This is a genomic window from Lentzea californiensis, from assembly GCF_024648825.1.
Taxonomy (GTDB): Bacteria; Actinomycetota; Actinomycetes; order Mycobacteriales; family Pseudonocardiaceae; genus Lentzea; species Lentzea californiensis.
On sequence record NZ_JANBBE010000001.1, the window covers coordinates 1,040,297 to 1,061,880 of the forward strand.

Annotated in this window: 22 protein-coding genes and 1 tRNA gene; 15 read left to right on the plus strand and 8 right to left on the minus strand. The window is 68.7% G+C overall.

Going from position 1 to position 21,584, the window contains the following annotated elements:
• Positions 1–27: 27 nt before the first annotated feature.
• Positions 28–2,817 (minus strand): AfsR/SARP family transcriptional regulator, encoded by a 2,790-nt coding sequence (locus tag LX88_RS05495; RefSeq protein ID WP_258946713.1) that lies wholly within the window; start codon positions 2,815–2,817, stop codon positions 28–30.
• A 57-nt stretch (positions 2,818–2,874) separates the two neighbouring features.
• Here LX88_RS05495 and LX88_RS05500 point away from each other — a divergent pair, with 57 nt between their 5' ends.
• Entirely contained in the window at positions 2,875–3,921 is a 1,047-nt protein-coding gene (locus tag LX88_RS05500) for a cytochrome P450 (RefSeq protein ID WP_258946714.1), read from the plus strand.
• Here LX88_RS05500 and LX88_RS05505 read toward each other — a convergent pair.
• The 3 genes from LX88_RS05505 to LX88_RS05515 all read right to left on the minus strand — a co-directional run bounded on the left by LX88_RS05505 (position 3,896) and on the right by LX88_RS05515 (position 5,074).
• Positions 3,896–4,324 carry an OsmC family protein gene (locus tag LX88_RS05505; protein WP_090072083.1) on the minus strand — a complete coding sequence of 143 codons (429 nt, stop codon included), beginning with the start codon at positions 4,322–4,324 and terminating at the stop codon, positions 3,896–3,898. The genes LX88_RS05500 and LX88_RS05505 overlap by 26 nt on opposite strands.
• Before the next feature lie 245 nt (positions 4,325–4,569).
• Positions 4,570–4,642 (minus strand) — tRNA-Gly (locus tag LX88_RS05510).
• Between the two features lie 33 nt (positions 4,643–4,675).
• Positions 4,676–5,074, minus strand: coding sequence for a DUF7674 family protein (locus LX88_RS05515; RefSeq protein WP_258946715.1), 399 nt, complete (start codon positions 5,072–5,074; stop codon positions 4,676–4,678).
• A 159-nt stretch (positions 5,075–5,233) separates the two neighbouring features.
• Here LX88_RS05515 and LX88_RS05520 point away from each other — a divergent pair, with 159 nt between their 5' ends.
• The 3 genes from LX88_RS05520 to LX88_RS05530 all read left to right on the plus strand — a co-directional run bounded on the left by LX88_RS05520 (position 5,234) and on the right by LX88_RS05530 (position 7,964).
• Positions 5,234–6,550, plus strand: a complete 1,317-nt coding sequence (locus LX88_RS05520; RefSeq protein ID WP_258946716.1) for a sigma-70 family RNA polymerase sigma factor — start codon at positions 5,234–5,236, stop codon at positions 6,548–6,550.
• Positions 6,551–6,644: 94 nt separating this feature from the next.
• The gene (locus tag LX88_RS05525; protein ID WP_258946717.1) at positions 6,645–7,082 is read left to right on the plus strand and encodes a DUF983 domain-containing protein; all 438 of its coding nucleotides are present in this window, start codon (positions 6,645–6,647) and stop codon (positions 7,080–7,082) included.
• 15 nt (positions 7,083–7,097) lie between these two features.
• Positions 7,098–7,964 carry an Fpg/Nei family DNA glycosylase gene (locus LX88_RS05530; RefSeq protein WP_090072087.1) on the plus strand — a complete coding sequence of 289 codons (867 nt, stop codon included), beginning with the start codon at positions 7,098–7,100 and terminating at the stop codon, positions 7,962–7,964.
• 8 nt (positions 7,965–7,972) lie between these two features.
• Here the strand turns inward: LX88_RS05530 and LX88_RS05535 are convergent, their stop codons facing one another.
• The 3 genes from LX88_RS05535 to LX88_RS05545 are packed head-to-tail and all read right to left on the minus strand — an operon-like array spanning position 7,973 to position 10,667.
• Positions 7,973–8,557 (minus strand): LutC/YkgG family protein, encoded by a 585-nt coding sequence (locus LX88_RS05535; RefSeq protein WP_258946718.1) that lies wholly within the window; start codon positions 8,555–8,557, stop codon positions 7,973–7,975.
• Positions 8,554–9,978, minus strand: coding sequence for a LutB/LldF family L-lactate oxidation iron-sulfur protein (locus LX88_RS05540; RefSeq protein ID WP_258946719.1), 1,425 nt, complete (start codon positions 9,976–9,978; stop codon positions 8,554–8,556). Before LX88_RS05540 ends, LX88_RS05535 begins: the two co-directional genes overlap by 4 nt.
• Positions 9,960–10,667, minus strand: a complete 708-nt coding sequence (locus LX88_RS05545) for a (Fe-S)-binding protein (protein WP_258947614.1) — start codon at positions 10,665–10,667, stop codon at positions 9,960–9,962. Before LX88_RS05545 ends, LX88_RS05540 begins: the two co-directional genes overlap by 19 nt.
• A 111-nt stretch (positions 10,668–10,778) precedes the next feature.
• Between LX88_RS05545 and LX88_RS05550 the strand changes: the two genes are divergently transcribed.
• The gene (locus LX88_RS05550) at positions 10,779–12,041 is read left to right on the plus strand and encodes a sensor histidine kinase (RefSeq protein ID WP_090072091.1); all 1,263 of its coding nucleotides are present in this window, start codon (positions 10,779–10,781) and stop codon (positions 12,039–12,041) included.
• A 235-nt stretch (positions 12,042–12,276) separates the two neighbouring features.
• Here LX88_RS05550 and LX88_RS05555 read toward each other — a convergent pair whose 3' ends face one another.
• Positions 12,277–12,444 carry a hypothetical protein gene (locus LX88_RS05555; protein ID WP_166048541.1) on the minus strand — a complete coding sequence of 56 codons (168 nt, stop codon included), beginning with the start codon at positions 12,442–12,444 and terminating at the stop codon, positions 12,277–12,279.
• Between the two features lie 97 nt (positions 12,445–12,541).
• Between LX88_RS05555 and LX88_RS05560 the strand changes: the two genes are divergently transcribed.
• The 10 genes from LX88_RS05560 to LX88_RS05605 all read left to right on the plus strand — a co-directional run bounded on the left by LX88_RS05560 (position 12,542) and on the right by LX88_RS05605 (position 21,569).
• Positions 12,542–13,402 (plus strand): S49 family peptidase, encoded by an 861-nt coding sequence (locus tag LX88_RS05560; RefSeq protein WP_258946720.1) that lies wholly within the window; start codon positions 12,542–12,544, stop codon positions 13,400–13,402.
• A 63-nt stretch (positions 13,403–13,465) separates the two neighbouring features.
• Positions 13,466–14,332, plus strand: coding sequence for a LytR/AlgR family response regulator transcription factor (locus LX88_RS05565; RefSeq protein ID WP_258946721.1), 867 nt, complete (start codon positions 13,466–13,468; stop codon positions 14,330–14,332).
• Positions 14,329–14,757, plus strand: a complete 429-nt coding sequence (locus LX88_RS05570; RefSeq protein ID WP_258946722.1) for a hypothetical protein — start codon at positions 14,329–14,331, stop codon at positions 14,755–14,757. The genes LX88_RS05565 and LX88_RS05570 overlap by 4 nt, the downstream gene beginning before the upstream one ends.
• Position 14,758: 1 nt before the next feature.
• Positions 14,759–16,558, plus strand: coding sequence for a sodium/solute symporter (locus tag LX88_RS05575; protein ID WP_258946723.1), 1,800 nt, complete (start codon positions 14,759–14,761; stop codon positions 16,556–16,558).
• Between the two features lie 257 nt (positions 16,559–16,815).
• Positions 16,816–17,166, plus strand: coding sequence for a DUF485 domain-containing protein (locus LX88_RS05580; protein WP_090072094.1), 351 nt, complete (start codon positions 16,816–16,818; stop codon positions 17,164–17,166).
• A complete protein-coding gene (locus LX88_RS05585) occupies positions 17,163–18,755 on the plus strand; it encodes a monocarboxylic acid transporter (protein WP_258946724.1) in 1,593 nt (530 codons plus the stop codon). The genes LX88_RS05580 and LX88_RS05585 overlap by 4 nt, the downstream gene beginning before the upstream one ends.
• Positions 18,756–18,874: 119 nt before the next feature.
• On the plus strand, positions 18,875–19,366 hold the full coding sequence (locus LX88_RS05590) for a SigE family RNA polymerase sigma factor (protein ID WP_258946725.1): 492 nt from the start codon (positions 18,875–18,877) through the stop codon (positions 19,364–19,366).
• Positions 19,366–20,256 (plus strand): hypothetical protein, encoded by an 891-nt coding sequence (locus LX88_RS05595; RefSeq protein WP_258946726.1) that lies wholly within the window; start codon positions 19,366–19,368, stop codon positions 20,254–20,256. Before LX88_RS05590 ends, LX88_RS05595 begins: the two co-directional genes overlap by 1 nt.
• A gap of 66 nt (positions 20,257–20,322) precedes the next feature.
• Positions 20,323–20,661 (plus strand): rhodanese-like domain-containing protein, encoded by a 339-nt coding sequence (locus LX88_RS05600; protein ID WP_258946727.1) that lies wholly within the window; start codon positions 20,323–20,325, stop codon positions 20,659–20,661.
• A gap of 2 nt (positions 20,662–20,663) precedes the next feature.
• On the plus strand, positions 20,664–21,569 hold the full coding sequence (locus LX88_RS05605; protein WP_258946728.1) for a DUF4328 domain-containing protein: 906 nt from the start codon (positions 20,664–20,666) through the stop codon (positions 21,567–21,569).
• The last annotated feature ends 15 nt before the right edge of the window (positions 21,570–21,584 follow it).

Here is a 21,584-nt window from a genome sequence, read left to right on the forward strand (position 1 = left end):
CCGGCGCCCGGCTGCGCGGAACCTGCGTCACGACTGCGCGGCCGCGACCACCAATGGCACCGTCATCGCCGCACCGCGCGAGAAGTGCTCTTCGTACTCCTCAGGTCCTAACGCCTGCCGGCACAAGGCCACGCATTGGTCGTGTGACGCGGCGAAGTTCGCCGATCCGAAGAGCGGCAACCCGACCGACTGCCACACCCGGTCCGCCCCGCCCAGCAGCAACGCGGCGTGCGACGCGGACCCGGCGACCACCGAGATCAGCGCCAGCAGCTCGACCGACACCGCGATGCCCAGCAGGTCGTGGAACTTCTCCTTGATGCGCAACGACGACGTGGCCAGCTCGCGGGCCTCGACGACGTCGCCGCGTCCCATGGCCACGAAAGCCAGGACGTACAACGCGAACGCGCGCGCCCACAGCTCGCCGTTCTCCTCGCACACGACCCGCGCCTCGGTGCAGATCTCCGCCGCACGGTCGAGTTCGCCGCCGAACGCCGCGGTGATCGCCAGCGCCACCCGCGCCATGACCACGTTGCTGTCCATGTGCCCGAGCTCCGCGTGCCTGCGGTCGGCTTCGGCCAGCAGCCTCGCGCCCAGCGCCAGGTCGTCGTCGAACACCGCCGCCGCGCCCTGCACGTAGGTCGCGTAGACGTCGGCGTCCTCGTCCTCCAGCACCGCGGCCTCGGCACGGCAGGCCTCCAGCAACGCCGGCACCGCGGAGGTGTTGCCCTGCAACGTCGCCAGGTACCCGGTGACCCACAACGCCTTGCAGCGCGCCCGCGACGGCTCGGTCTCCAGGGACAGCGCCCAGTTCAGCCAGTGCCGCCCCTCGGCGAAGCGCCCGCAACCCACCCAGTAGAACCACAGCGTCGCCGCCAGCCGCAGGCCCGAGTCGGCCTCGCCCGGCGTCGTCAGCGAGTGCTCCAGCGCCGCCCGCAGGTTGCCGCGCTCGGCCGTCATCGCCCCGACGGTCGCCGCTTGCCGCGGGGTGAACCAAGCCCGTTCTCCTTGCAGGGCAATGCCCGCGTACCAGTCACGATGGCGCGTCTTCAGCCGTGGCTCTTCATCGGTCGCACGCAACCGCGTCTGCCCGAACTGGCGCATGGTCTCCAGCAACCGATAGCGCGCCACGCCCGCATGTTCTTCGCGCTGCAGCACGGACTTGTCGACCAGCCCGTCGACCGCGTCGAACATGAAGTCCGCGGTCAGCGAGTCGTCCGAGCACACCGCCTCCGCCGCGGCCAGGTCGAAACTGCCGGCGAACACCGACGCCCGCGCCCACAGCAGCTGCTCGCGCGGTGAGCAGAGGTCGAAGCTCCACTCCATCGTCGCGAACAGGGTCTGGTGCTGCGGCAACGCCGTCCGCCCGCCGTCGGTCAGCACCCGGAACCTGTCGTCGAGCCGTTCCAGCAGCTGTGCCGGAGTCAGCGCGCGCACCCGCAACGCCGCCATCTCGATCGCCAGCGGGATGCCGTCCAGCCGCCGGCACAGGTCGGTGACGGCCTGCTCGTTCGCCGCCGTGATGACGAACGAGCCGGGAATCGCCGCGTCAGCGCGTTGGGCGAATAACGTCGCAGCCGGATACGGCACGGACAACGGCGCCACGGACATGACCTGCTCGCCATAGACCCGTAGCGCGCGCCGGGACGTGGCGATGACACGGAGGTTCGGCGCGACCCGCAGCAGCGTGTCCACCAGCACCGCGCAGTGGTCCACGACGTGCTCGCAGTTGTCCAGCACCAGCAACGCGTCCTTGCCGGCCAGGAACTCCGTGAGCACGCTGAGCTGCCCGCGCCCGGTCTGGTCGACGACGCCCAGCGCCTCGGCGACGGTGTGCGGCACGAGAGCCCTGTCGCGCAACGCCGCGAGCTCCACCAGCCACACGCCGTCCGCTGGGTGTTCGCCGCGTGCCACGTGCAGCGCGAGCCGCGTCTTGCCCACCCCGCCGACGCCGATCAGCGTGACCAGCCGGTGCTTCCTGATCAGGTCCGCGACGTGCGTGGTCTCCGGGCGGTCCACGAAGCTCGACCGGTCGGCGGGCAGGTTGCCGCGCACCACGACCGGCGTGCGTTCCGGCAGGTCGAGGCGGGGGTCGGCGGTCAGCACCGCCTGTTCGAGGTCGCGCAGCCGGGGGCCGGGTTCGATGCCGAGCTCGTCGACCAGGACGCCGCGCGCCCGCTGGAACGCGGCCAGCGACTCGGCCTGCCGCCCGCACCGGTAGAGCGCGATCATCAGCTGCTCCCACAGCCGCTCACGGAACGGGTGCCGCTCGACCAGCGCGTTGACCAGCGGCGCCACCGCGGCGTGTTCGCCGAGCGCGAGCGAGCACTCCATCAGCTCCTCGGTCGCGTCCATCCGCAGGTCGGTGAGCCGCGCGGACTCCTGCCGCGTCCACTCACCGGGACGGCAGTCCGCGAGCGGGTCGCCCGTCCACAACGCGAGGGCTTCGCGCAGCATCTTCGCGGATGCCAACGGTTCGTCGCTGTGCCGTGCTGCTGCGACGAGCGCCTCGAACCGTGCGGCGTCGACGGTGTCCGCGGGCGCGTTCAGGACGTAGCCCGGCTCGCGGGTGGTGATCAGCTCACCGAGCCCGGCGTCGCGGATCTGGCCGCGCAGGCGTGCGAGCAGGCTGTGCAGCGTCTTCGTGGCGGACGCGGGCACCTCGTCCGACCAGAGCGCGTCCACGAGCGCACTCCTCGGCACCGTCTCTCCCGGGTTCAGCGCCAGCCGGGCCACGAGGGTTCTCTGTCCCGCACTGCTGAGCTGGACTGCTCCGTTCGGACCGGTGAGTTCGAGCGGCCCGAGCAGGCGGATGATCACGTTTTTGGTCCTGTCGTCAGCCCCCGACAAAGGCCGGAACCGCGCAAAGATAGCGCAATGGAATTCGACCCGAGAATCAACGCCCAGCGCGTCACCGCATACGCGGACCTGCGTGCCGTGCTGGCTGATCCGGTGACGTTCTCCTCCCGGAACATGGCAGGTCCGCAGGTCGCGGCCGTGGTGGCGCTGATGCCGCCGGAGCAGCGGCGATTACTTGAATTGATGTACTCGCTCAATGCGGCGGACGGCACGAGGCACACCCGAATTCGTGCGGCGGCGAATCAGAAATTCACTCCAACGGCCGTGCGCCACATGGCTGACTCAATTAGGCAACGCGCGAGAACCCTGCTCGACGAACTACCGGAAGAAGCCGAGTTCGTCGGCGAGTTCGCCGCACCGTTCGCGCTCGGGGTCGTCGGTGACGTGCTCGGCGTACCCGAAGCGGACTTCCCGCTGTTCCGCGAGTTCGTGGCGCCCGTGCTGGAACTGACCAGCGGCGAGGAGGTCTCCGAGCGTGCGCTGGGTTCGTACTTCGCCGGGATGAACGAGTTCTGCGCCTACTTCGCGCGCTCGGACGCGTTCCGGGGCGGGCAGCTGTCCGAGCAGGAACGGCTGTCGCTGTGCCTCGCGATCGTCGTGGCCGGCACCGACTCGACGACGAACGTGCTGGCCAGCACGTTCCTGCGGCTCGACCGCAAGGAACGCAGGCTGGGCGGCGTGGTGGAGGAGGTGGTGCGGCTCGACACGCCGTTCGCCGGGTTCTTCCGGACGGCGACGTGCCCGGTGACCACGGGCGGGGTGAGAGTCGAGAAGGGCGAGCACCTGTTCCTCGACTACGCGGCCGGCAACCGCGACCCCAAGGTGTTCAGCGCGGACTTCGACCCCGGCAGGCCGTCCGTGCCGGGACATCTCGGCTTCGGGCACGGCCCGCACTACTGCCTGGGTGCCCACCTGGCCCGGCTGGAGGGCCGGATCGTCGCCGAAGAGCTGCTCGACCGCTCGTCCGAGGTGGCCGAGCAGCCCGGCGACGTGCGTTACCGCAGGCACCTGATCAGTCACGGGCCCGCGGAGCTGCGGTTCAGGCCAGGGCAGCGTCGAGGGTGATGTTCTCGACGGCCGCGAGCGCCTTGGAGACCGGGCAGTTCGCCTTGGCGCCCTCGGCGGCCGCGACGAAGTCCTCCTGGGACAGGCCCGGCACGTTGGCGCGGACGGTCAGGTGGATGCCGGTGATGCCGACGCCCGCCTGGAACGAGACCTCGGCCTTGGTGTCGATCGAGGTGGGCGGCGTGCCCGCACCGGTCAGACCGTGCGAGAGCGCCATCGAGTAGCAGGCCGAGTGCGCGGCGGCGATGAGCTCCTCGGGGCTGGTTTTGCCGCCCGCCTCCTCGGCGCGCGCCTTCCAGTCGATGTCGAAGCTGCCGCTGTTGGAGGTGGCGAGGCTGACGTTCCCCTTGCCCTCGACGAGGGAGCCTTCCCAGTGAGCGTTTGCCGTCTGCTTGATGGCCATGATCTCCAGGTCCTTGTCGAACGGGCTCGATCAGGTTGATGCGAGCGGTCTGGGACCACCTTTTCACGGGTCGCCCCCGAGATCACCTCGAGATCCACGAGCCGGGAGAACAACAGAGGCTCGGTGCCCGGCCGGGCACCGAGCCTCTAGGTGACTGCGGGGGGTTTGGGGGGTCGTCCCCCCAACATGATTCGAAACGAAGAACGGCTCACGCTCTCTGTGAGCGTGAGCCGTTCTTCGTGAAGAGCGGATGACGAGACTCGAACTCGCGACCCTCACCTTGGCAAGGTGATGCGCTACCAACTGCGCTACATCCGCACTGCCTTACGGGAGAGAACTATACAACAGGGGTCAGACGGCATCTTTCGAGGGGGGTTCCAAACCGGCCAGCAGTTGATCTACCTCGTCCAACTGCTCCTTCGGCCAGCGCCACTCCCACAGCGCCCGGACCTTGGGCAGCACGTCGACCGGCAGCCACGCGGCCACCTCCTCGCGGAGGTCCCAGTCGTCGAACACGTGCTCGTAGAAGCTGACCAGTGCCGCGTTCTCCAGGAACTGCTCCGGCTGGTGGAAGCACCAGTGCGCGAAGCCGTACGTGCGACGCAGCACGTCGTCGTCCTGCGCGCGGTGCGCTTCCTGCGCCAGCTGGTACAGCTCGGAGAAGAAGACGTGGCAGGACCACTCCTCGGTTTCGGCGACAGCCCGGAGTTCCGGCACCAGGGCCGAAGCACGTTCTCGCCAGTCCACCACGTGCGTGACGATAGTCGCTGGATCTTGTCCCGCCGACCGTCCGACGCCCACCTGTGACCGTCCTGTCACCGATCGCGTTGCGCTGATCGGCCCACGCCGAACGGATGGTCTTGTATATCGACCTGTTCTCATCGAGGAGCAGGTCTGGCCCCTTGTGGCATGTTGAGGCCTGTGATGGTCGACGAGAACGAGGTCGACCGGGACCTGCTCGCCAGGGTGCGCGAGGGAGACGACTCGGCCTACGGCGAACTGTTCTCCCGGCATGCGGACGCGATCCGCCGTTTTTCTCTCAGGCACGTCCGGGAGGCGGCCGAGGCCGACGACCTCACCGCTGAATCGTTCTTCCGCATGCTGCAGGCGATCCGCCGCGGCAGCGGGCCCACCGACCACGTCCGCACGTACCTGTTCACCGTCGCGCGCCGGGTCGCGTGGGAGTGGAGCGGACGACGCCGCGACGTGCCGGTGGAGGACGAGGAGCTGGGCCGTCGCGTCGAGCCGGTGAGCGACGACGCGACCAGCAGAGCCGAGCACAACCTCATCTCCAGGGCTTTCTCCAGCCTGCCCGAACGCTGGCGGGTCGTGCTGTGGCGCGTCGAGGTCGAGGGCGAACGCCCCGCCACCGTGGCACCGCACTTCGGACTCTCGCCGAACGCCATGTCGGCGTTGGCCCGCCGTGCGCGCGAGGGGTTGCGCGCGGCATACCTGCAGGCCCACCTCGCGGCCGACGACGGGCGGTCGTCGTGCGCGGCGATCCGGTCGAAGCTCGGCACCTACACCGCGGGCGGGGTCCAGGGCGTCGAGGAACGCCGGATCCGCGCCCACCTCGACACCTGTTCCGCCTGCACGCAGCTCTACACCGAGCTGAACGAGGTCTGCGCGACATTGCGCGCCAGCGCGGCGTACCTGGCCGTGCCGGCGCTGGGACTCGCGTTCGCCGGGAAGGTGTTCCTGACGAAGGCGAAGCTGGCGTTCGCGGCGGCGAGCGTGGCGACCGTCGGCCTGTTCGGGACGATGGCCGCGGTGTTCAACGGCGCCGCGGGTGTCGCCGTGCTGCAGCCGGACCAGAACCCGGTGATCGCCATGGAGACGTCCGGGTCGTCGAGCTCCGAGCACAGCCAGGAGCTCGCGGTGGCCCAGCCGCCGCCGCCCGAGCAGCAGCGGGTGAAGCCGCAGGAGAACGTGGTCAACCCCGGTGGGCAGCGCCAGGAGACCGTGCGCAGGACCGCCTCGTCCGTGCCGGCGCCGACCAGCGAGCAGCACCAGGACCCGCCGGTCGAGCGGGCCGAGAAGATCGTCGAGTCGTCTGGGCAGTCCGGCCTGGTCAGCACGGCGGCGACGTCGACGTCGCGCGACATCAAGTCGCTCGACGTGAAGTCGTCGTCCGGATCGCCGACGCCGTCCTCCGTGCCGTGCTCGTCGCCGCGGACCACGGTCACGACGGCCACGCTCTATCCGACAGAGCCACGTCTGAACTGACGGTGACGATCAAGCTCCGGCGAGTTCACCCACAAGGCTCTGCCCGCGCCAGGTACGGTTTGACCAAGACCGACCTAGCGTGGGAGACGGGTACATGACGCGGCTGGTGCGCGGTGCTGACGGGCGGATGTGGACGGTCCACAGCCGCATCGAGTGGCGCAACCCGGTGGAGTCCGACGACTTCGAGCACGACGTCAGCGGCGGTGCTCTGCCCGGCATCATGATGGGCGGCATGCTCGTCGCGATGGTGGTCGTGCTGATCGCCTGGACGCCGGAGCAGGTCGTCGTGCCGGCGTGGCTGATCCTGGCGCTGATCTTCCTGTTCGCCTTCTTCCCGGTCCGCTGGGCGCTGCGCCGCCCGCACACGCTGGTCGCGGAGAGCAAGGCCACGGCCGACGAGCTGCCACCCGAGCGGTGGATCGGCTCCGTCCGCGGGCCGATGGCGGTGCGCCAGGAGGCCTCCAGGGTCGCCCGGACGATCGAGATGCACTCGCTGCCGGACGTCGAAGGCCCGCTGCAACCCGTCGACTGATGCGACACTGGACCGGTGCCCGAACTACCCGAGGTAGAAGCACTGGTCCACCACCTGCGTGAGAACGCGGTGGGCCGTGTGGTGCATCGCGTCGACGTGGCTTCGCTGCAGGTGTTGAAGACGTTCGACCCGCCGTGGACGGCGCTGCACGGCCAAGAGGTCGTGGCCGCGCACCGGCACGGCAAGCACCTCGACCTGGAAGTCGCGGACGGCCTGCACCTGGTCGTCCACCTCGCCCGCGCCGGTTGGCTGCGCTGGGCCGACACCATGTCCGCACCACCGCCCAAACAGGGACGCGGACCACTGGCGTTGCGCGTCCACCTAGGTCCACCCGGCCAGGGGCCTGGGTTCGACCTGACGGAAGCAGGCACGAAGAAGGGGCTCGCGGCGTGGATCGTGCGCGACCCGAAGACCATCGCGAGCGTCGCCAGGCTGGGCCCGGACGCGTTGGGGATCACCCGCACGCAGCTGGAAGACCTGTTCCACAAGCGCACCGAGCGGCTCAAGACGTCGCTCACGGACCAGAGCCTGATCGCGGGCATCGGCAACGCCTACTCCGACGAGATCATGCACATGGCGCGGCTTTCGCCGTACGCGACGGCGGGCAAGCTGAACTCGGAGCAGCTCGACCACCTGCACGAGGCCATGCTCACCACCCTGACCGATGCGGTCGCACGGTCCGTTGGGCAGGACGCGGCTCGTCTCAAGGGTGAGAAGCGGTCGGGGTTGCGGGTGCACGCGCGCACGGGGCTGCCGTGTCCGATCTGCGGTGACACGGTTCGTGAGGTGTCGTTCGCGGACAAGGCGTTCCAGTACTGCCCGACGTGTCAGACCGGCGGCAAGCCGCTGGCCGACCGGCGGCTGTCCCGGCTGCTCAAGTAGTCCCGCTGCTAGGTGACGATCAGGACCTCCAGGGTGCGAGGGCCGTGCACGCCCTCCACCCGGTTGAGCTCGATGTCGCTCGTCGCCGAGGGGCCGCTGATGAACGTCAGCGGCCGCGTGGGCTCCAGCCGCCGCAACGCTTCCGGCACCGAGGCTGCGATCTGGTCCTGGCGGACCACGCACAGGTGGTAGTCGGGCAGCAGGGTGAGCGCGCGGCGTCCCTGCCCCTCGCCGCCGTCCAGCACGATCGTGCCGGTGTCCGCGATGGCCACCGCACACCCCGTCAGCACGCCGTCGGCCTGGTCGAGTTCCCCGATGGTCAGCGGTTCGTGCAGCCACGTGACGCCGTCGATCAGCCACTCGGCGGGAAGGCCCTGGGGCGCAACGATCCTCTTGCCCTTGAGGAGAGCCAGAGCTTCGGGCACGTCGCTGACGACGTGCACGATGGCGCGGTAGTCGGCGACCCGTTCGGCGAACAGCTCGACGCCGCCGGGCCCTGTCTGGTTGTAGCCCCGGACGGTCTGCGGTGCGGCCGGCACCTTCGCGTTCCGGATGCGCTGGAGGATCTCTTCTCGTGCGGCTGAATTGATCATTCTTGGCAACGGTTCTTCCTCCACCACGAGCGGAACGACTCGGCCGGCGGCGCGGGCACGTCGCGCGACGACGTCCACCTCGACCCCGGCCACGGCAGTGACGTGATCTTGCCGTCCCTGGCCAGGAACCGCGCCAGGGAACCGGCTTTCTGCGCCTTCTCGTAGCGCGAGGCCTCACGGAAGATCCACGCGGCGGCCGCCATCGCGACGGACTCCGGCGTGCGTCCCTTGGCCTCGACGACCTCGGCGCGCAGGTGCGTGAGGACGGACGGGATGTCGATCCGCACCGGGCAGACCTCGAAGCAGGCGCCGCAAAGCGAAGAGGCGTAAGGAAGTGAGGCCGCCTGCGGGTCGTGCATGTCGCCGACCAGCTGCGGTGTCAGGATCGCGCCGATCGGTCCGGGGTAGACCGAGCCGTACGACTTGCCGCCGGTGCGTTCGTAGACGGGGCACACGTTGAGGCACGCCGAGCAGCGGATGCACCGGAGTGCCTGGCGCCCAACGGAATCCATCAATGTCGCGGTGCGGCCGTTGTCGATCAGCACGAGGTGGAACCGTTGCGGCCCGTCGCCGGGCGTCACGCCGGTCCACACGCTCGTGTACGGGTTCATCCGCTCCGCCGTGGACGAGCGGGGCAGCAGCTGCAAAAAGACCTCGAGGTCCTGCCAGGTCGGCACGAGCTTCTCGATGCCCATCACGGTGATCAGCGTGTCCGGCAGCGTCAGGCACATCCGGCCGTTGCCCTCGGACTCCAGCACCACGATCGACCCGGTGTCGGCGACGGCGAAGTTCGCTCCGGAGATCGCCACCTTGGTGGTGAGGAACTTCTCGCGCAGGTAGACGCGGGCGGCCTCGGCGAGGTCCGCCGGTTCGTCGGAGACCTCGATCCCCATGCGGCGCTGGAAGATCTCGCGGATCTCCGAGCGGTTGCGGTGGATCGCGGGCACCAGGATGTGCGACGGACGGTCGTCACCGAGCTGCACGATCAGCTCGGCGAGATCGGTCTCGATCGCGCGCACGCCACCGGCTTCGAGGGCCTCGTTGAGCCCGATCTCGGCCGTGGCCATGGACTTGACCTTGACGACCTCGTCGGCCTGTTCGGCGCGGCAGAGGTCGAGCACGATCCGGTTCGCCTCCTCGGCGTCCCGCGCCCAGTGGACGACGCCGCCGCGGGCCGTGACCGTCTCCTCGAGCTGCACGAGCAGGGTGTCGAGGCGTGCCAGGACGTCGTCCTTGATCTGCTCGCCGGCGACCCTGAGCATCTCCCAGTCGGTCATCTCGGCGACCGCCGCCTCCCTGCGCCCCCGGATGGTGCCGGTGGCCTTGCGCAGGTTCTGCCGCAGCTGGGTGTCCTGCAAGGCCTCTCTCGCGGCCTTGGGGAACGTCGGGCTGCCCAGCCACGTCACCGGGTTGCGAGCCACGGGTCCTCCTCCGTCGAAGCCAGGATCTCCGCCAGGTGCACCGGTCGCACGCCCGTGCGCAGCCGCGAGAGCCCGCCTCCGATGTGCATGAGGCAGGAGTTGTCACCGGCGGACACCACCTCGGCGCCGGTGTCCAGCACGCACCGCATCTTGTCCGCGAGCATCGCCGTGGACGTCTCGGCGTTCTTCACCGCGAACGTGCCGCCGAAGCCGCAGCACTGCGTCGCGTCGGGCAGCTCCACCAGATCGAGTGCCTTCACGGCCCTGAGCAGCGCCAACGGCTTGTCGCCGACCCCCAGCATGCGCAACGAGTGACACGTGGGGTGGTAGGTGACCCGGTGGGGGAACCAGGCGCCGACGTCGGTCACACCGAGCACGTCGACGAGGAACTCCGCGAGCTCGAACGTGCGCGGCGGGGACTCACCCAGGGTGGGGTGGACCTCCCGGACCATGCCGGCGCATGACCCGGATGGCGCAACCACGTAGTCGTAGCTTCCGAAGACGTCGGTGTACTTGCGGGCCAGCGGCTTCGAATGCTCCCGGTAGCCGGTGTTGAAGTGCATCTGGCCGCAGCACGTCTGATCGAGCGGGAACTCGACCGAACAGTCGAGCCGCTCCAGCAGACGCACCACGGCACGGGCCGTTTCCGGGAAGAACGTGTCCGTCAGGCAGGTCGCGAACAGTGCCACTTTCACGGGCACACCCTCTCCCCAAATTCATCGGATGTCTACCCGGGCCGGTGGACCGTACGGGGGTACGCCGGGCGCGCCTCTTGCTATAGGGGTGCCCCACAGCACAGCATGTGCACCGTGGGCGACCTGTTGACCGAGCGCGCCGTGCTCGGTGTCATCGCGACCCTGGCCGTTCTGGGCCTCTTCGTGATGCTGTGCCGCGCTCGACGTGTCAGCACCTCTGTCGAGGATGCTGTGATGGACATGCTCGACCGGATGTCCAAGGCGTCGAGCGACCTCCGCGCGGGCTTGACCCAGGAGGCCGCGGACAAGGCCACCCCCCACCTGCGCGAGATGCTGCGGTGCGTCGCGGTCGCCATCACCGACGAAGAGGGCACCGTCCTGTCGTGGGACGGTGGCGCGAACGACCACTACGAGTACCTCCGCGACACGGTGGCCCGTGCCATCAACAACTGCCACAAGGAACACGTGGACCACCGCAAACTCGGCTGCGAGCTGCAGGGTCCGTGCTCACTGCACAGCGTCGTCGTCGTGCCGCTGGTCGTCGAGGGAGACGTCGCCGGCACGTTGATCGTGGTCTCCGGCGTCGCGTCGAAGCGCCAGATCCGCATGGCCGAGGAGACCGCCCGCTTCGTCTCGACCCAGCTCGAGCTGGAAGTCGTCCAGAAGCAACGCCAGGCGCTGGCCCAGGCCGAGGTGAAGGCCCTGCGAGCCCAGATCTCGCCGCACTTCGTCTACAACGCGCTGAACACGATCTCCTCGCTGATCCGTACCGACCCCTCGCACGCCCGTGAGCTGCTGCAGGAGTTCGCGGAGTTCACGCGCTACTCGTTCCGCACCGACGGCTTGTTCACGACCCTCGCCGATGAGTTGACCAACATCCATCGCTACCTGACCATCGAACAGGCCCGCTACGGCGCCCGGCTGAGCGTCCGGCTGCGCATCGCCCCCGAGGTCCTGCAGGTCGTCCTGCCGTTCCTCGTGCTGCAACCCCTGGTCGAGAACGCGGTGCGCCACGGCCTGGCCAAGAAACCCGGCGGCGGCATGCTCACCATCACCGCCGAGGACAACGGCAACGAGGCCCTGATCAGCGTCGAGGACGACGGTGTCGGCATGGACCCCGACCGCCTCGACGACATCAAGGACGCCCACCAGACCGGCGCGCACGTCGGCATCGGCAACATCAACGACCGCATGCGCACGGTGTTCGGCGCCGAGTACGCGCTGGTCGTCGAGACGGCACCGAACGCGGGCACCAAGGTCATCCTGAAGGTGCCGAAGTTCGCCCGCAACGTGCTGCCGAACCTGAACATCGGGTCTCAGATGACCGACGAGCCGATGACGGCGGAGCAGGCCGCGATCCGCGCCTGACGTGCGCCGATGCTCCGTTGAGAAGTTGCAAGGTCAATCATGCTCAACCTGGACGCGCATCGTGCCGATTGTGGTGTTGACCAATGAACAGCCGGCCGTTTGAAAGAAACAGACGCCGCCCGCGAGCAAAGGCCAACATCCAGTGCAGGAACAAAAAGCACCCGAGCGCGTCCGCGTCTGCATCAAGTGCACCGCCAAGGGGTTCAGCAGCTGCAAGTGCTGACGAGCGCCCGGTTCAGCGAGCTGCGACCGCCAAAGTCGTGATCAGCACGACGGCGCACACGCTCCAGCTCACCCACATCCAGTAGATGTGCATCGGCGTCGGCCCGGCTGCGTTCTGCCTGCCCCGGTCGTCCCACCACTCGACATACCGTTCGAGCCAGCGGATCGGGTTGAACGTCACAGCCCGAACCTAGCACCTTGTGTTCCAGGTCACGTGGGAGCAACCGACCACCATCGAGGCTCCCGCGTGTCCGCGAAACGCACGTACTGTCGAGTACATGAGCGTCACGGACAAGATCGCGGCCAGGCTCCCGAGGGTCATGGACCGGGGTGAGCGGCCGCCGGTGGTCGCGGCGGTGCGGTTGCACGGGGTCATCACCCCGCAGTCCTCGCCTGTCGCGCGCAACACGATCAACCTCCAGAACGTCGAGTCGGCCATCAACCGGGCGTTCGACAACGAGCGCCTGATCGCCGTGGCGCTGCTCATCAACTCTCCGGGTGGCGCGCCCACCCAGAGCGCGCTGATCGCCGAGCGCATCCGTGAGCTCGCCACCAAGAAGCACGTGCCGGTGCTCGCGTTCTGCGAGGACGTGGCGGCGTCGGGCGGCTACTGGCTGGCCTGCGCCGGGGACGAGATCTACGCGCACGGCACCTCTCTCGTGGGTTCCATCGGTGTCGTGAGCGCCGGGTTCGGGCTCAACGGCCTGCTGGACAAGGCCGGTGTGGAGCGCCGCGTCTACACGGCGGGCGAGAACAAGGTCCGGCTCGACCCGTTCCAGGCCGAGAAGCCCGAGGACGTCGAGTGGCTGAAGTCGCTGCACGCCGATCTGCACGAGCAGTTCAAGGCATGGGTCACCGAACGCCGCGGGGCCAAGCTCAAGAGCGAGGAAGACCTCTTCAGCGGTGAGATCTGGACCGGCACCAAGGCCCAGCAGCTCGGCCTGATCGACGGCATCGGCACCATCCGGTCCGTCATCGCCAAGCGCTTCCCGGACGCCGAGCTCACGATCGCGGAGCCGCGCAGGCCGTTGCTGGCCAAGCTCGGGCTGACCGGGGCGTCCACCCGATCGGGCGATCTCGTGACGCAGGTGCTCGCGAGCGTCGAGGAACGTGCTCGCTGGTCCCGATTCGGGCTGTGAGCATCAGTTCGGTTTCACAGGGCGTGTCGAGGCCTACCCCGGCGTAGACATGACCGCACATTGATGGGCAAGATGCCCGACACAGTGAGTACCCATGACAACACCGGTCTCCTCGTCCTCGCAGTCGATGACGAGGCCCCTGGCCTGAGCGAGATCAAGTTCCTGCTCGAGAGCAGCCCTCACATCAGGCGCGTCCTCACGGCGTTCGACGCCGCCGAGGCTCTGCGCATCCTGAGGGGTGACTACGAGCAGGAGGTCATGGCGCGGACCAAGGCCGGCCTGCCGCCGGTCGACGCGGTGTTCGCGGACATCAACATGCCCGGACTGTCCGGAATGGACCTCGCACGGGTGCTCAGCGCGTTCCGGTACCCGCCCGCGCTCGTCTTCGTGACGGGCGTCGAGGAACGCGACGCGCTCGTCACGGCGTTCGACGTGGGCGCGCTCGACTTCATCAACAAGCCGATCAACGAGGAGCGCGTCCTCAAGGCGATCTCCCGGGTCGCGGACCGGGTGGGTCGCACGGCGGCACCGGCGAACCCGTCGGGCCAGGCCGCGCAGAACCCCGCCGAACCGACCGATGACGAGGTCATCCCCGTCGAGCTCGGCGGCACCATCAAGCTCGTGCCGCGCGCGTCCGTGCGGTACGTCGAGGCGCAGGGCGACTACGCCCGCCTCCACACGCAGGACGGCAGCCATCTCGTCCGCATCCCGCTCGCGCAGCTCGAGGAGCGCTGGGCGAACGCGGGTTTCGTGCGCATCCACCGCTCGTACCTGGTGGCGTTGCCTCTGGTGAGCGAGCTGCGGATGACGGCGAACGGCTACGCGGTCGTCATCGGCACCGGTGACGGTGCGAAGGAGCTCCCGGTGAGCCGCCGGCGCACCAAGGAGCTCAAGGAACGGATCGTGCGACCGCCGAAGAGCGGCTGGTGAGCAGGCACGACGCGGGAAAGCCCGAGCCACCCGCCCGGGAGGCCTGGCTCGGCGAGCAGGGCAGCAGGCCTCGCCGCCGCAGGGTCGTGCTCGCGGACTCCACGAAGAAGAGCGGCAAGGCGTTACGGACGATCATCGAGCTGGAGGAGCAGACCAGCGTCGGTGAGAAGCTGGTACGCGACCTCATCCGCCAGCAGCTCAAGTCCGCGTTCGGGCTCGCGTTCGCCGTCCTGATCGGGATGTGCCTGCTCCCGATCACCTTCTACCTGGTCCCCTCGATCGGGGAACTGAAGATCCTCGGCATTCCCATCCCGTGGCTCGTGCTCGGTCTCGCCCCCTTCCCGATCCTCTACGGAGTCGGGTGGATCTTCCGCAGGCAGGCCGAACGGCACGAACGCGACTTCGTGAACATGGTCGACCGCTGACGTGAACGCCACCATCTACAGCCTCAGCGCCATCGTCGCCGTTGCGGCCGTGACGTTCCTGCTCGGCTACGTCGGGTCGCGCAAGGCGAACACCACCCCGGACTTCCTGGTGGCCCGCCGCGCGATCCCGGCCACCCGCAACGCCGCCGCGATCTCCGGCGAGTACCTGTCCGCGGCGTCGTTCCTCGGTGTCGCCGGGCTCGTGCTCAAGGACGGCGTCGACGCGCTCTGGTACCCGGTCGGCTTCACCGCCGGCTACCTCGCGCTGCTGCTGTTCGTCGCTGCACCGCTGCGCCGTTCCGGCGCGTACACGCTGCCGGACTTCGCCGAGGCCCGGCTGGGATCGGTGAACGTGCGGCACTTCAGCACGTTCTTCGTGGTGTGCATCGGCGTGCTGTACCTGGTGCCGCAGCTGCAGTCCGCCGGCCTCACGCTGACCACGATCACCGGCCTGCCCGCGTGGTTCGGCGGCCTGATCGTCACGGCCATCGTGGTGGTCAACGTGCTGGGCGGCGGCATGCGCGCGATCACGCTCGTGCAGGCGTTCCAGTACTGGGGCAAGCTCTTCGCGATCGCCGCGCCCACGTTCGTGCTCTTCGTGGTGTTCCTTGCCTCTCCGGACCGGGGCACGCAGCCGCTCAGCGACGACGGCGTGGTCAGGTTCCCGCAGGCCGAGAAGATCACCGTGGCCGAGCAGGTCGTGAAGGTCCGCGTCGACGAGCCGCTCAGGTTGAAGGTGAGCGGCCGGATCGACGGCAGGAACGCGGACGGGTCGGTGTACTGGAGCCGCGGCGTCTACGAGCTGAGCCCCGGCACGACGCTGGAGTTCACCGCGGGCAGCCCGGTGCCGGTGGTCGAGGGCTCGCCGACGACGAACCGCGACTGGTCGCGCCCGCAGACCGGCGGCATCTCCGAGCTGATCAGGACGTACTCGCTGATCTTCGCGACGTTCCTCGGCACGATGGGCCTGCCGCACGTCCTGGTGCGCTTCTACACCAACCCGGACGGCAAGGCGGCCCGCCGCACGGCGCTGCACGTGCTCTACCTGCTGGGCCTGTTCTACATCTTCCCGACGGTGCTGGGCGTGCTGTCGAAGCTGTACCTGCCGCAACTGCTGGTGAACGGCAACACCGACGCGGCGGTGCTGATGCTGCCCGAGACGATGCTGCCGAACCTGGGCGGTCAGATCGTCGGTGCGATCGTCGCGGCGGGCGCGTTCGCGGCGTTCCTGTCGACCTCGTCGGGACTCGTGGTGTCGGTCGCCGGGGTGGTGTCGACGGACATCATGCCGGGCAAGGTCCGTGACTTCCGGTGGGCGACCGTGTTCACCGGACTCGTCGCGATCGGTCTCGCCCTGCTGCTGCCGCGCTCCGACGCGTCACTGACCGTGGCGATGTCCTTCGCGCTGGCGGCGTCGACGTTCTGCCCGCTCCTGGTCCTCGGCATCTGGTGGAGGGGACTCACCTGGGTGGGCGCGGTCTGCGGCCTCGTGGTCGGCGGCGGCCTGGTCATCACCGCTCAGGTCGTCAGCGTCGTCAGCTCCTACACCGGACGCTGGGCGCCCGCGTTCATCACCCAGCCAGCGCTGATCACGGTGCCGGTCGCGTTCATCATCATGATCGTGGTGAGCAAGGCGACGCGCAGACGGGTGCCGGCCGACGTCAGCCAGATCCTGCTCCGGCTGCACGCGCCGGACCCGCTCGGTTTCATCCAGGACCGCTCCATCGCCCGCTTCGGGACCGCCGAGGAGAAGGCCAGGCTGGCGGACGACAAGCGCAGGGGAGCTGGTCGAACACGGTGAGTAGGCGCCGATTCGAATGGGTGAAAATTGGTCACTCGAATCGGTGAACGGTGAACAAGGTCACGCAGAGTGCTGTTCGTCTACGCATACTGACCGTTCGTCGCATCACCCGACTGCTGGGCGCAACGCCACGGTCGGGGTCTTACCTGAGTGACTCAAGTCTCCATACGGTCTCGACCAAGAACAGACCGCACCTGGAGGCATTACGTGCACGTCACGTTGCTGACACCTACGACGAGTACCGCGAGGAGGGGACTGTGAGCTCTGTTGACCACACCCCGTCTGAGTCGGCCCCGGACGCGCAACAGTGGGTCGACGTCCAAGCGAGCGATGACTTCATCGAGCTGAAGCACCGACTGCGCAAGTTCGTATTTCCCGTCACCGGCCTGTTTCTCGCCTGGTACCTGCTGTACGTGCTGCTGGCGGACTACGCGCACGGCTTCATGTCCACCAAGGTGTTCGGCAACATCAACGTCGGGCTCATCTTCGGCCTGCTGCAGTTCGTGTCGACGTTCGTCATCACGACGCTGTACGTGCGGCACGCGAACAAGAACCTCGACCCGTTGGCGGAGAAGCTCCGCGGTGAGATCGAGGGAGACGGCAAGTGAACGAGTCCAGCCCGATCCTGAACATCAGCATCTTCGGTGTCTTCGTCCTGATCACGCTCTTCGTGGTCATCCGGGCGAGCCGCAACACCAAGACCGCTGCCGACTACCTCGCCGCCGGTCGCGCGTTCACCGGTCCGCAGAACGGCATCGCGATCGCGGGTGACTACCTGTCCGCGGCGTCGTTCCTCGGCATCGCGGGTGCCATCGCCCTCAACGGCTACGACGGCTTCCTGTACTCGATCGGCTTCCTGGTGGCGTGGCTCATCGCGCTGCTGCTGGTCGCCGAACTGCTGCGCAACACCGGCAAGTACACGATGGGCGACGTGCTGAGCTTCCGGATGCGCCAGCGTCCGGTCCGAGCCGCCGCCGCCACGTCGACGATGGCCGTCTCGTTCTTCTACCTGCTGGCCCAGATGGCCGGTGCCGGTGGTCTCGTCGCCCTGCTGCTCGGCATCACGGGCGCCGGTGGCCAGGCCCTGGTCATCGCCGTGGTCGGCGCCCTGATGATCGCCTACGTCCTCATCGGCGGCATGAAGGGCACCACCTGGGTGCAGATCATCAAGGCGGTGCTGCTGATCGCCGGTGCCGGCATCATGACCGTCTGGGTGCTCGGCAAGTACGGCTTCAACCTCTCGTCCCTGCTCGGCGCCGCTGTCGACGCCGCGCCGAAGGCGGGCGAGAAGCTCCTCGGCCCCGGCCTGCAGTACGGCAAGACCGGCACCAGCAAGCTGGACTTCCTCTCGCTGGCGCTGGCCCTGGTGCTCGGCACCGCGGGTCTGCCGCACATCCTGATGCGCTTCTACACCGTGCCCACGGCCAAAGAAGCCCGTCGCTCGGTCGTGTGGGCCATCTGGCTGATCGGCATCTTCTACCTGTTCACCCTGGTCCTGGGCTACGGCGCCGGTGCGCTCGTCGGCCCGGACAAGATCAACGCGGCGCCCGGCAAGGCCAACTCGGCCGCCCCGCTGCTCGCGCTGGAACTGGGTGGCCCGATCCTGCTCGGCCTGATCGCGGCCGTCGCCTTCGCGACGATCCTCGCGGTCGTGGCGGGCTTGACGATCACGGCGTCGGCGTCGTTCGCACACGACATCTACGCCAACATCATCAAGAAGGGCAAGGAGGAGGACAAGGACTCCGAGGTCAAGGTCGCTCGCCTCACCGCGATCGTCATCGGTCTCGTCTCCATCGGCGGCGGCATCATCGCCAACGGCCAGAACATCGCGTTCCTCGTGGCACTGGCCTTCGCGGTCGCCGCCTCGGCGAACCTGCCGACGATCCTCTACTCGCTGTTCTGGAAGAGGTTCAACACCTCGGGCGCGCTGTGGAGCATCTACGGCGGTCTGGTCGTCACGATCACCCTGATCATCCTGTCGCCGGCCGTCTCCGGCTCGCCGACCTCGATGTTCAAGAACGCCGATTTCGCGCTCTTCCCGCTGTCGAACCCCGGCATCGTGTCGATCCCGGTCGCGTTCCTGCTCGGCTACGTCGGCACGATCCTGTCGAAGGACAAGGCCGACCCGACCAAGCAGGCCGAGATGGAGGTCCGCTCCCTCACCGGTGCGGGCGCCGAGAAGGCCACCGCGCACTAGTTCCTGTTCGACGAGAACGGGCCGTCCTCCACGGGGGCGGCCCGTTTTCGCGTGTGTGCAACCCCGCCGGTGCTGCCCGCGTATTGACTGCGAACGCGGCAGAAACTTGGGGGACCGGAGTGCGACGAGACGAGGAGTTCTCGGAGTTCTTCACGAGCAGATTCGACTGGGCACGGCGCACGGCGTACGCGTTGTGCGGTGACTGGTCGGAGGCGGAAGAACTGGCGCAGAACGCTTTCGTGAAGGCGTATGCGAAGTGGCCGAGCATCAGGCGGGAAACGGCGGAGGGCTATGTCCGCACCATCGTGACGCGTCTGTTCCTCGACAGCAGGCGCCGTGGCCGAGGCCGCGAGCACCCGGTCGCCGAGCTGCCCGAACACGGCGTCGGCGGTGGTTTCTCCGACCCCGACGCCCGGCTGAACGCGGCGCTGCAACAGGTGGCGCCGAAACAGCGGGCCGCGCTCGTGCTGCGTTTCGTGCACGACCTGTCCATCGAACAGACGGCCGCCGAGCTCGGTTGCTCGGTGGGCAACGTCAAAAGTCAGACAGCCAGGGGTTTGGCGACGCTCCGCGAGGCGTACGGCGAACCGGTCAACTCGGAGAGTGCCTGATGAACATCGAAGACGAGCTGCGCGGAGCTCTCGACGTCTCCGCACCACCTCCCACGACGACGCTGGACGTGGTCATGAAGCGCGGCCGCCGCCGGGTGTTCGCCCAGCGCGCCGGCGCCGTGCTGGGCGTGTTCGCGGTGGTCGCCGGCATCGGGATCGGCGCCACGACGCTGAACCAGGCCGCACCGCCACCCGAGCAGGCCGACCGGCCGGACGCGGGTCCCGCGACCGTGGAGCACGTGCTGGACTGGCCGCGGGTCGACACGCCACCGCAGAAGCCGTACGGGACGTGGTCGCCCGCGTCCACCGCGCCGCCGCCTCCCGGCTGGCTCTCGATCGGCGTCCCCCTTTGCGACATCAAGCCGACGAAGCGACCGGACAGGACTGACGTGGGCGTGGTGGCGTTCAACCCCGAGGCCGTCGACAAGTGGCTCGACGAGGCGCGCAAGGTGCTGCCGGAGGTCACCATCGGCGCCGCGACGCCCAACGAGACGAGCACCGCCTACGAGGCCGACGTGTCCGATTCCCGGGGAACCGGCAGCATCAGGATCACCGTCGGCAGGTTCACCGGCACGCCGCTGGCGCACGCGAACGACTCGCTGTGGGAGACCGGTGACTGCGAGCCCGCCCGGCGGCTCCAGTCGGGCGGCTCGATCATGCAGCTGCACAGCATCAGGCCGTACGAGCCGTTCCAGTCGCTGAAGCAGGTGCTGAGGGTCTACCGCGTGGACAGCTCGATGATCCAGGTCGAACTGCACAACTTCGGCAGCCCGGACATCGGCGACGACCCGGAGAGTCCCGGCTCGCGGCGGCGCACCGGTGCGGGCCGTCCGACGCTGCCGTTGTCCGAAGAGCAGTTCTCGAGGCTCGGTCCCATCTTCGCGGAGTAGCGACCGGGGGTGTGCCGTGCCGGAGGTTCACGTCCGTGCAACCTCCGGCATGGCAACATCTAGGGCGTGACTGTTCCAAGCGTGGAGATCGCCGACGTGCCGGCGCAGCTGCCCGAGGGCGCCGTTCTGCTGGACGTGCGCGAGCAGGACGAGTGGGACGCCGGCCACGCACCCGGCGCGCTGCACGTCCCCATGAGCGAGATCGCTGCCCGGCTCGAAGAGGTGCCGAACGACGTGCAGCTCTACGTCGTGTGCCGTGCCGGTGGCCGTTCCGCCCGCGTGACCCAGTACCTCAACGAGAACGGCTGGGAGGCCGTCAACGTCGAGGGCGGCATGCAGCACTGGGAAGCCGCCGGTCGTCCGCTCGAGGGCGGCACCGACGGCATGGCACCCGAGGTCATCTGATCGTGCAACCGCTGCAGCCGATGCGCGTGGACTGGGTGGCGACTCCGCCACCCGGTGCGTACCCGCAGCCGTCGCACCGGTCGCAGCGGCCGTCCTACGGCGGCCCGCCGAACTACCCGGTCACGCCGCGCTGGGGCTTCCCGCTGCTCGCGTGGCGCTGGCCCACGGCCGTGCCGGGCGCCGCGGAGAAGGCGAACTCCGTCGACGGCGTCCGCAGGCTGGCGAAGGCCGCGCAGAACACGCTGTGGCTGCTCGCCCTGATCGACCTATGGGCGATGGGCTCCGAGATCTGGCGGTACGTGCTGGTAGCGCAGAGCCGTCACGGCGCGCTGTCCCAGAACGTCGTGCTGACGTCGGACGCGATGGTCATCGCCTCTTTCACGATCTTCTACTTCGTCTGGCAGGTGGCGTTGGTGCTCACCGTGCTGTGGGTGCGGCGAGCGCGGAACGTGGCCGCGGAACTCGTGGGCTACGGGCCGTCCCGTTCGGGCGTCAAGGCGCTGCTCCTGCTGGCGGTGCCCGGTGTGAACCTCGTCGTGCCCGGCTCGGTGCTCGCCGAACTGGAACACGCGGTGGAGCGCAAGCCGGTCGACGAACGCCCCCGGCCGTCGAAGCTGCTGCGCTGGTGGTGGGGCTTCTGGGTCGCCGCCGGGGTGATGTTCTGGCTCACGATGCTGTGGAGGATTCGGGACAGCACCCAGGCCCTCGCGGACGGCGTGCTGCTGCACGCGTTCGCCAACCTGGTGCTCGCCAGCGTCGCGGTGACGACGGCGCTGGTCGTCCGCCGGATCACTACGCTGCTGCTGCCGGTGGACGCCGCGTCCGTCCGGCTGATGCGCGTGGTAGAGGTCAAGGACGCCCCGCAGCCGCCGCTGCGGCCACTCCGCGCGTCCGGCTCGCCCCGCTGATCTGTTCCCCGCACG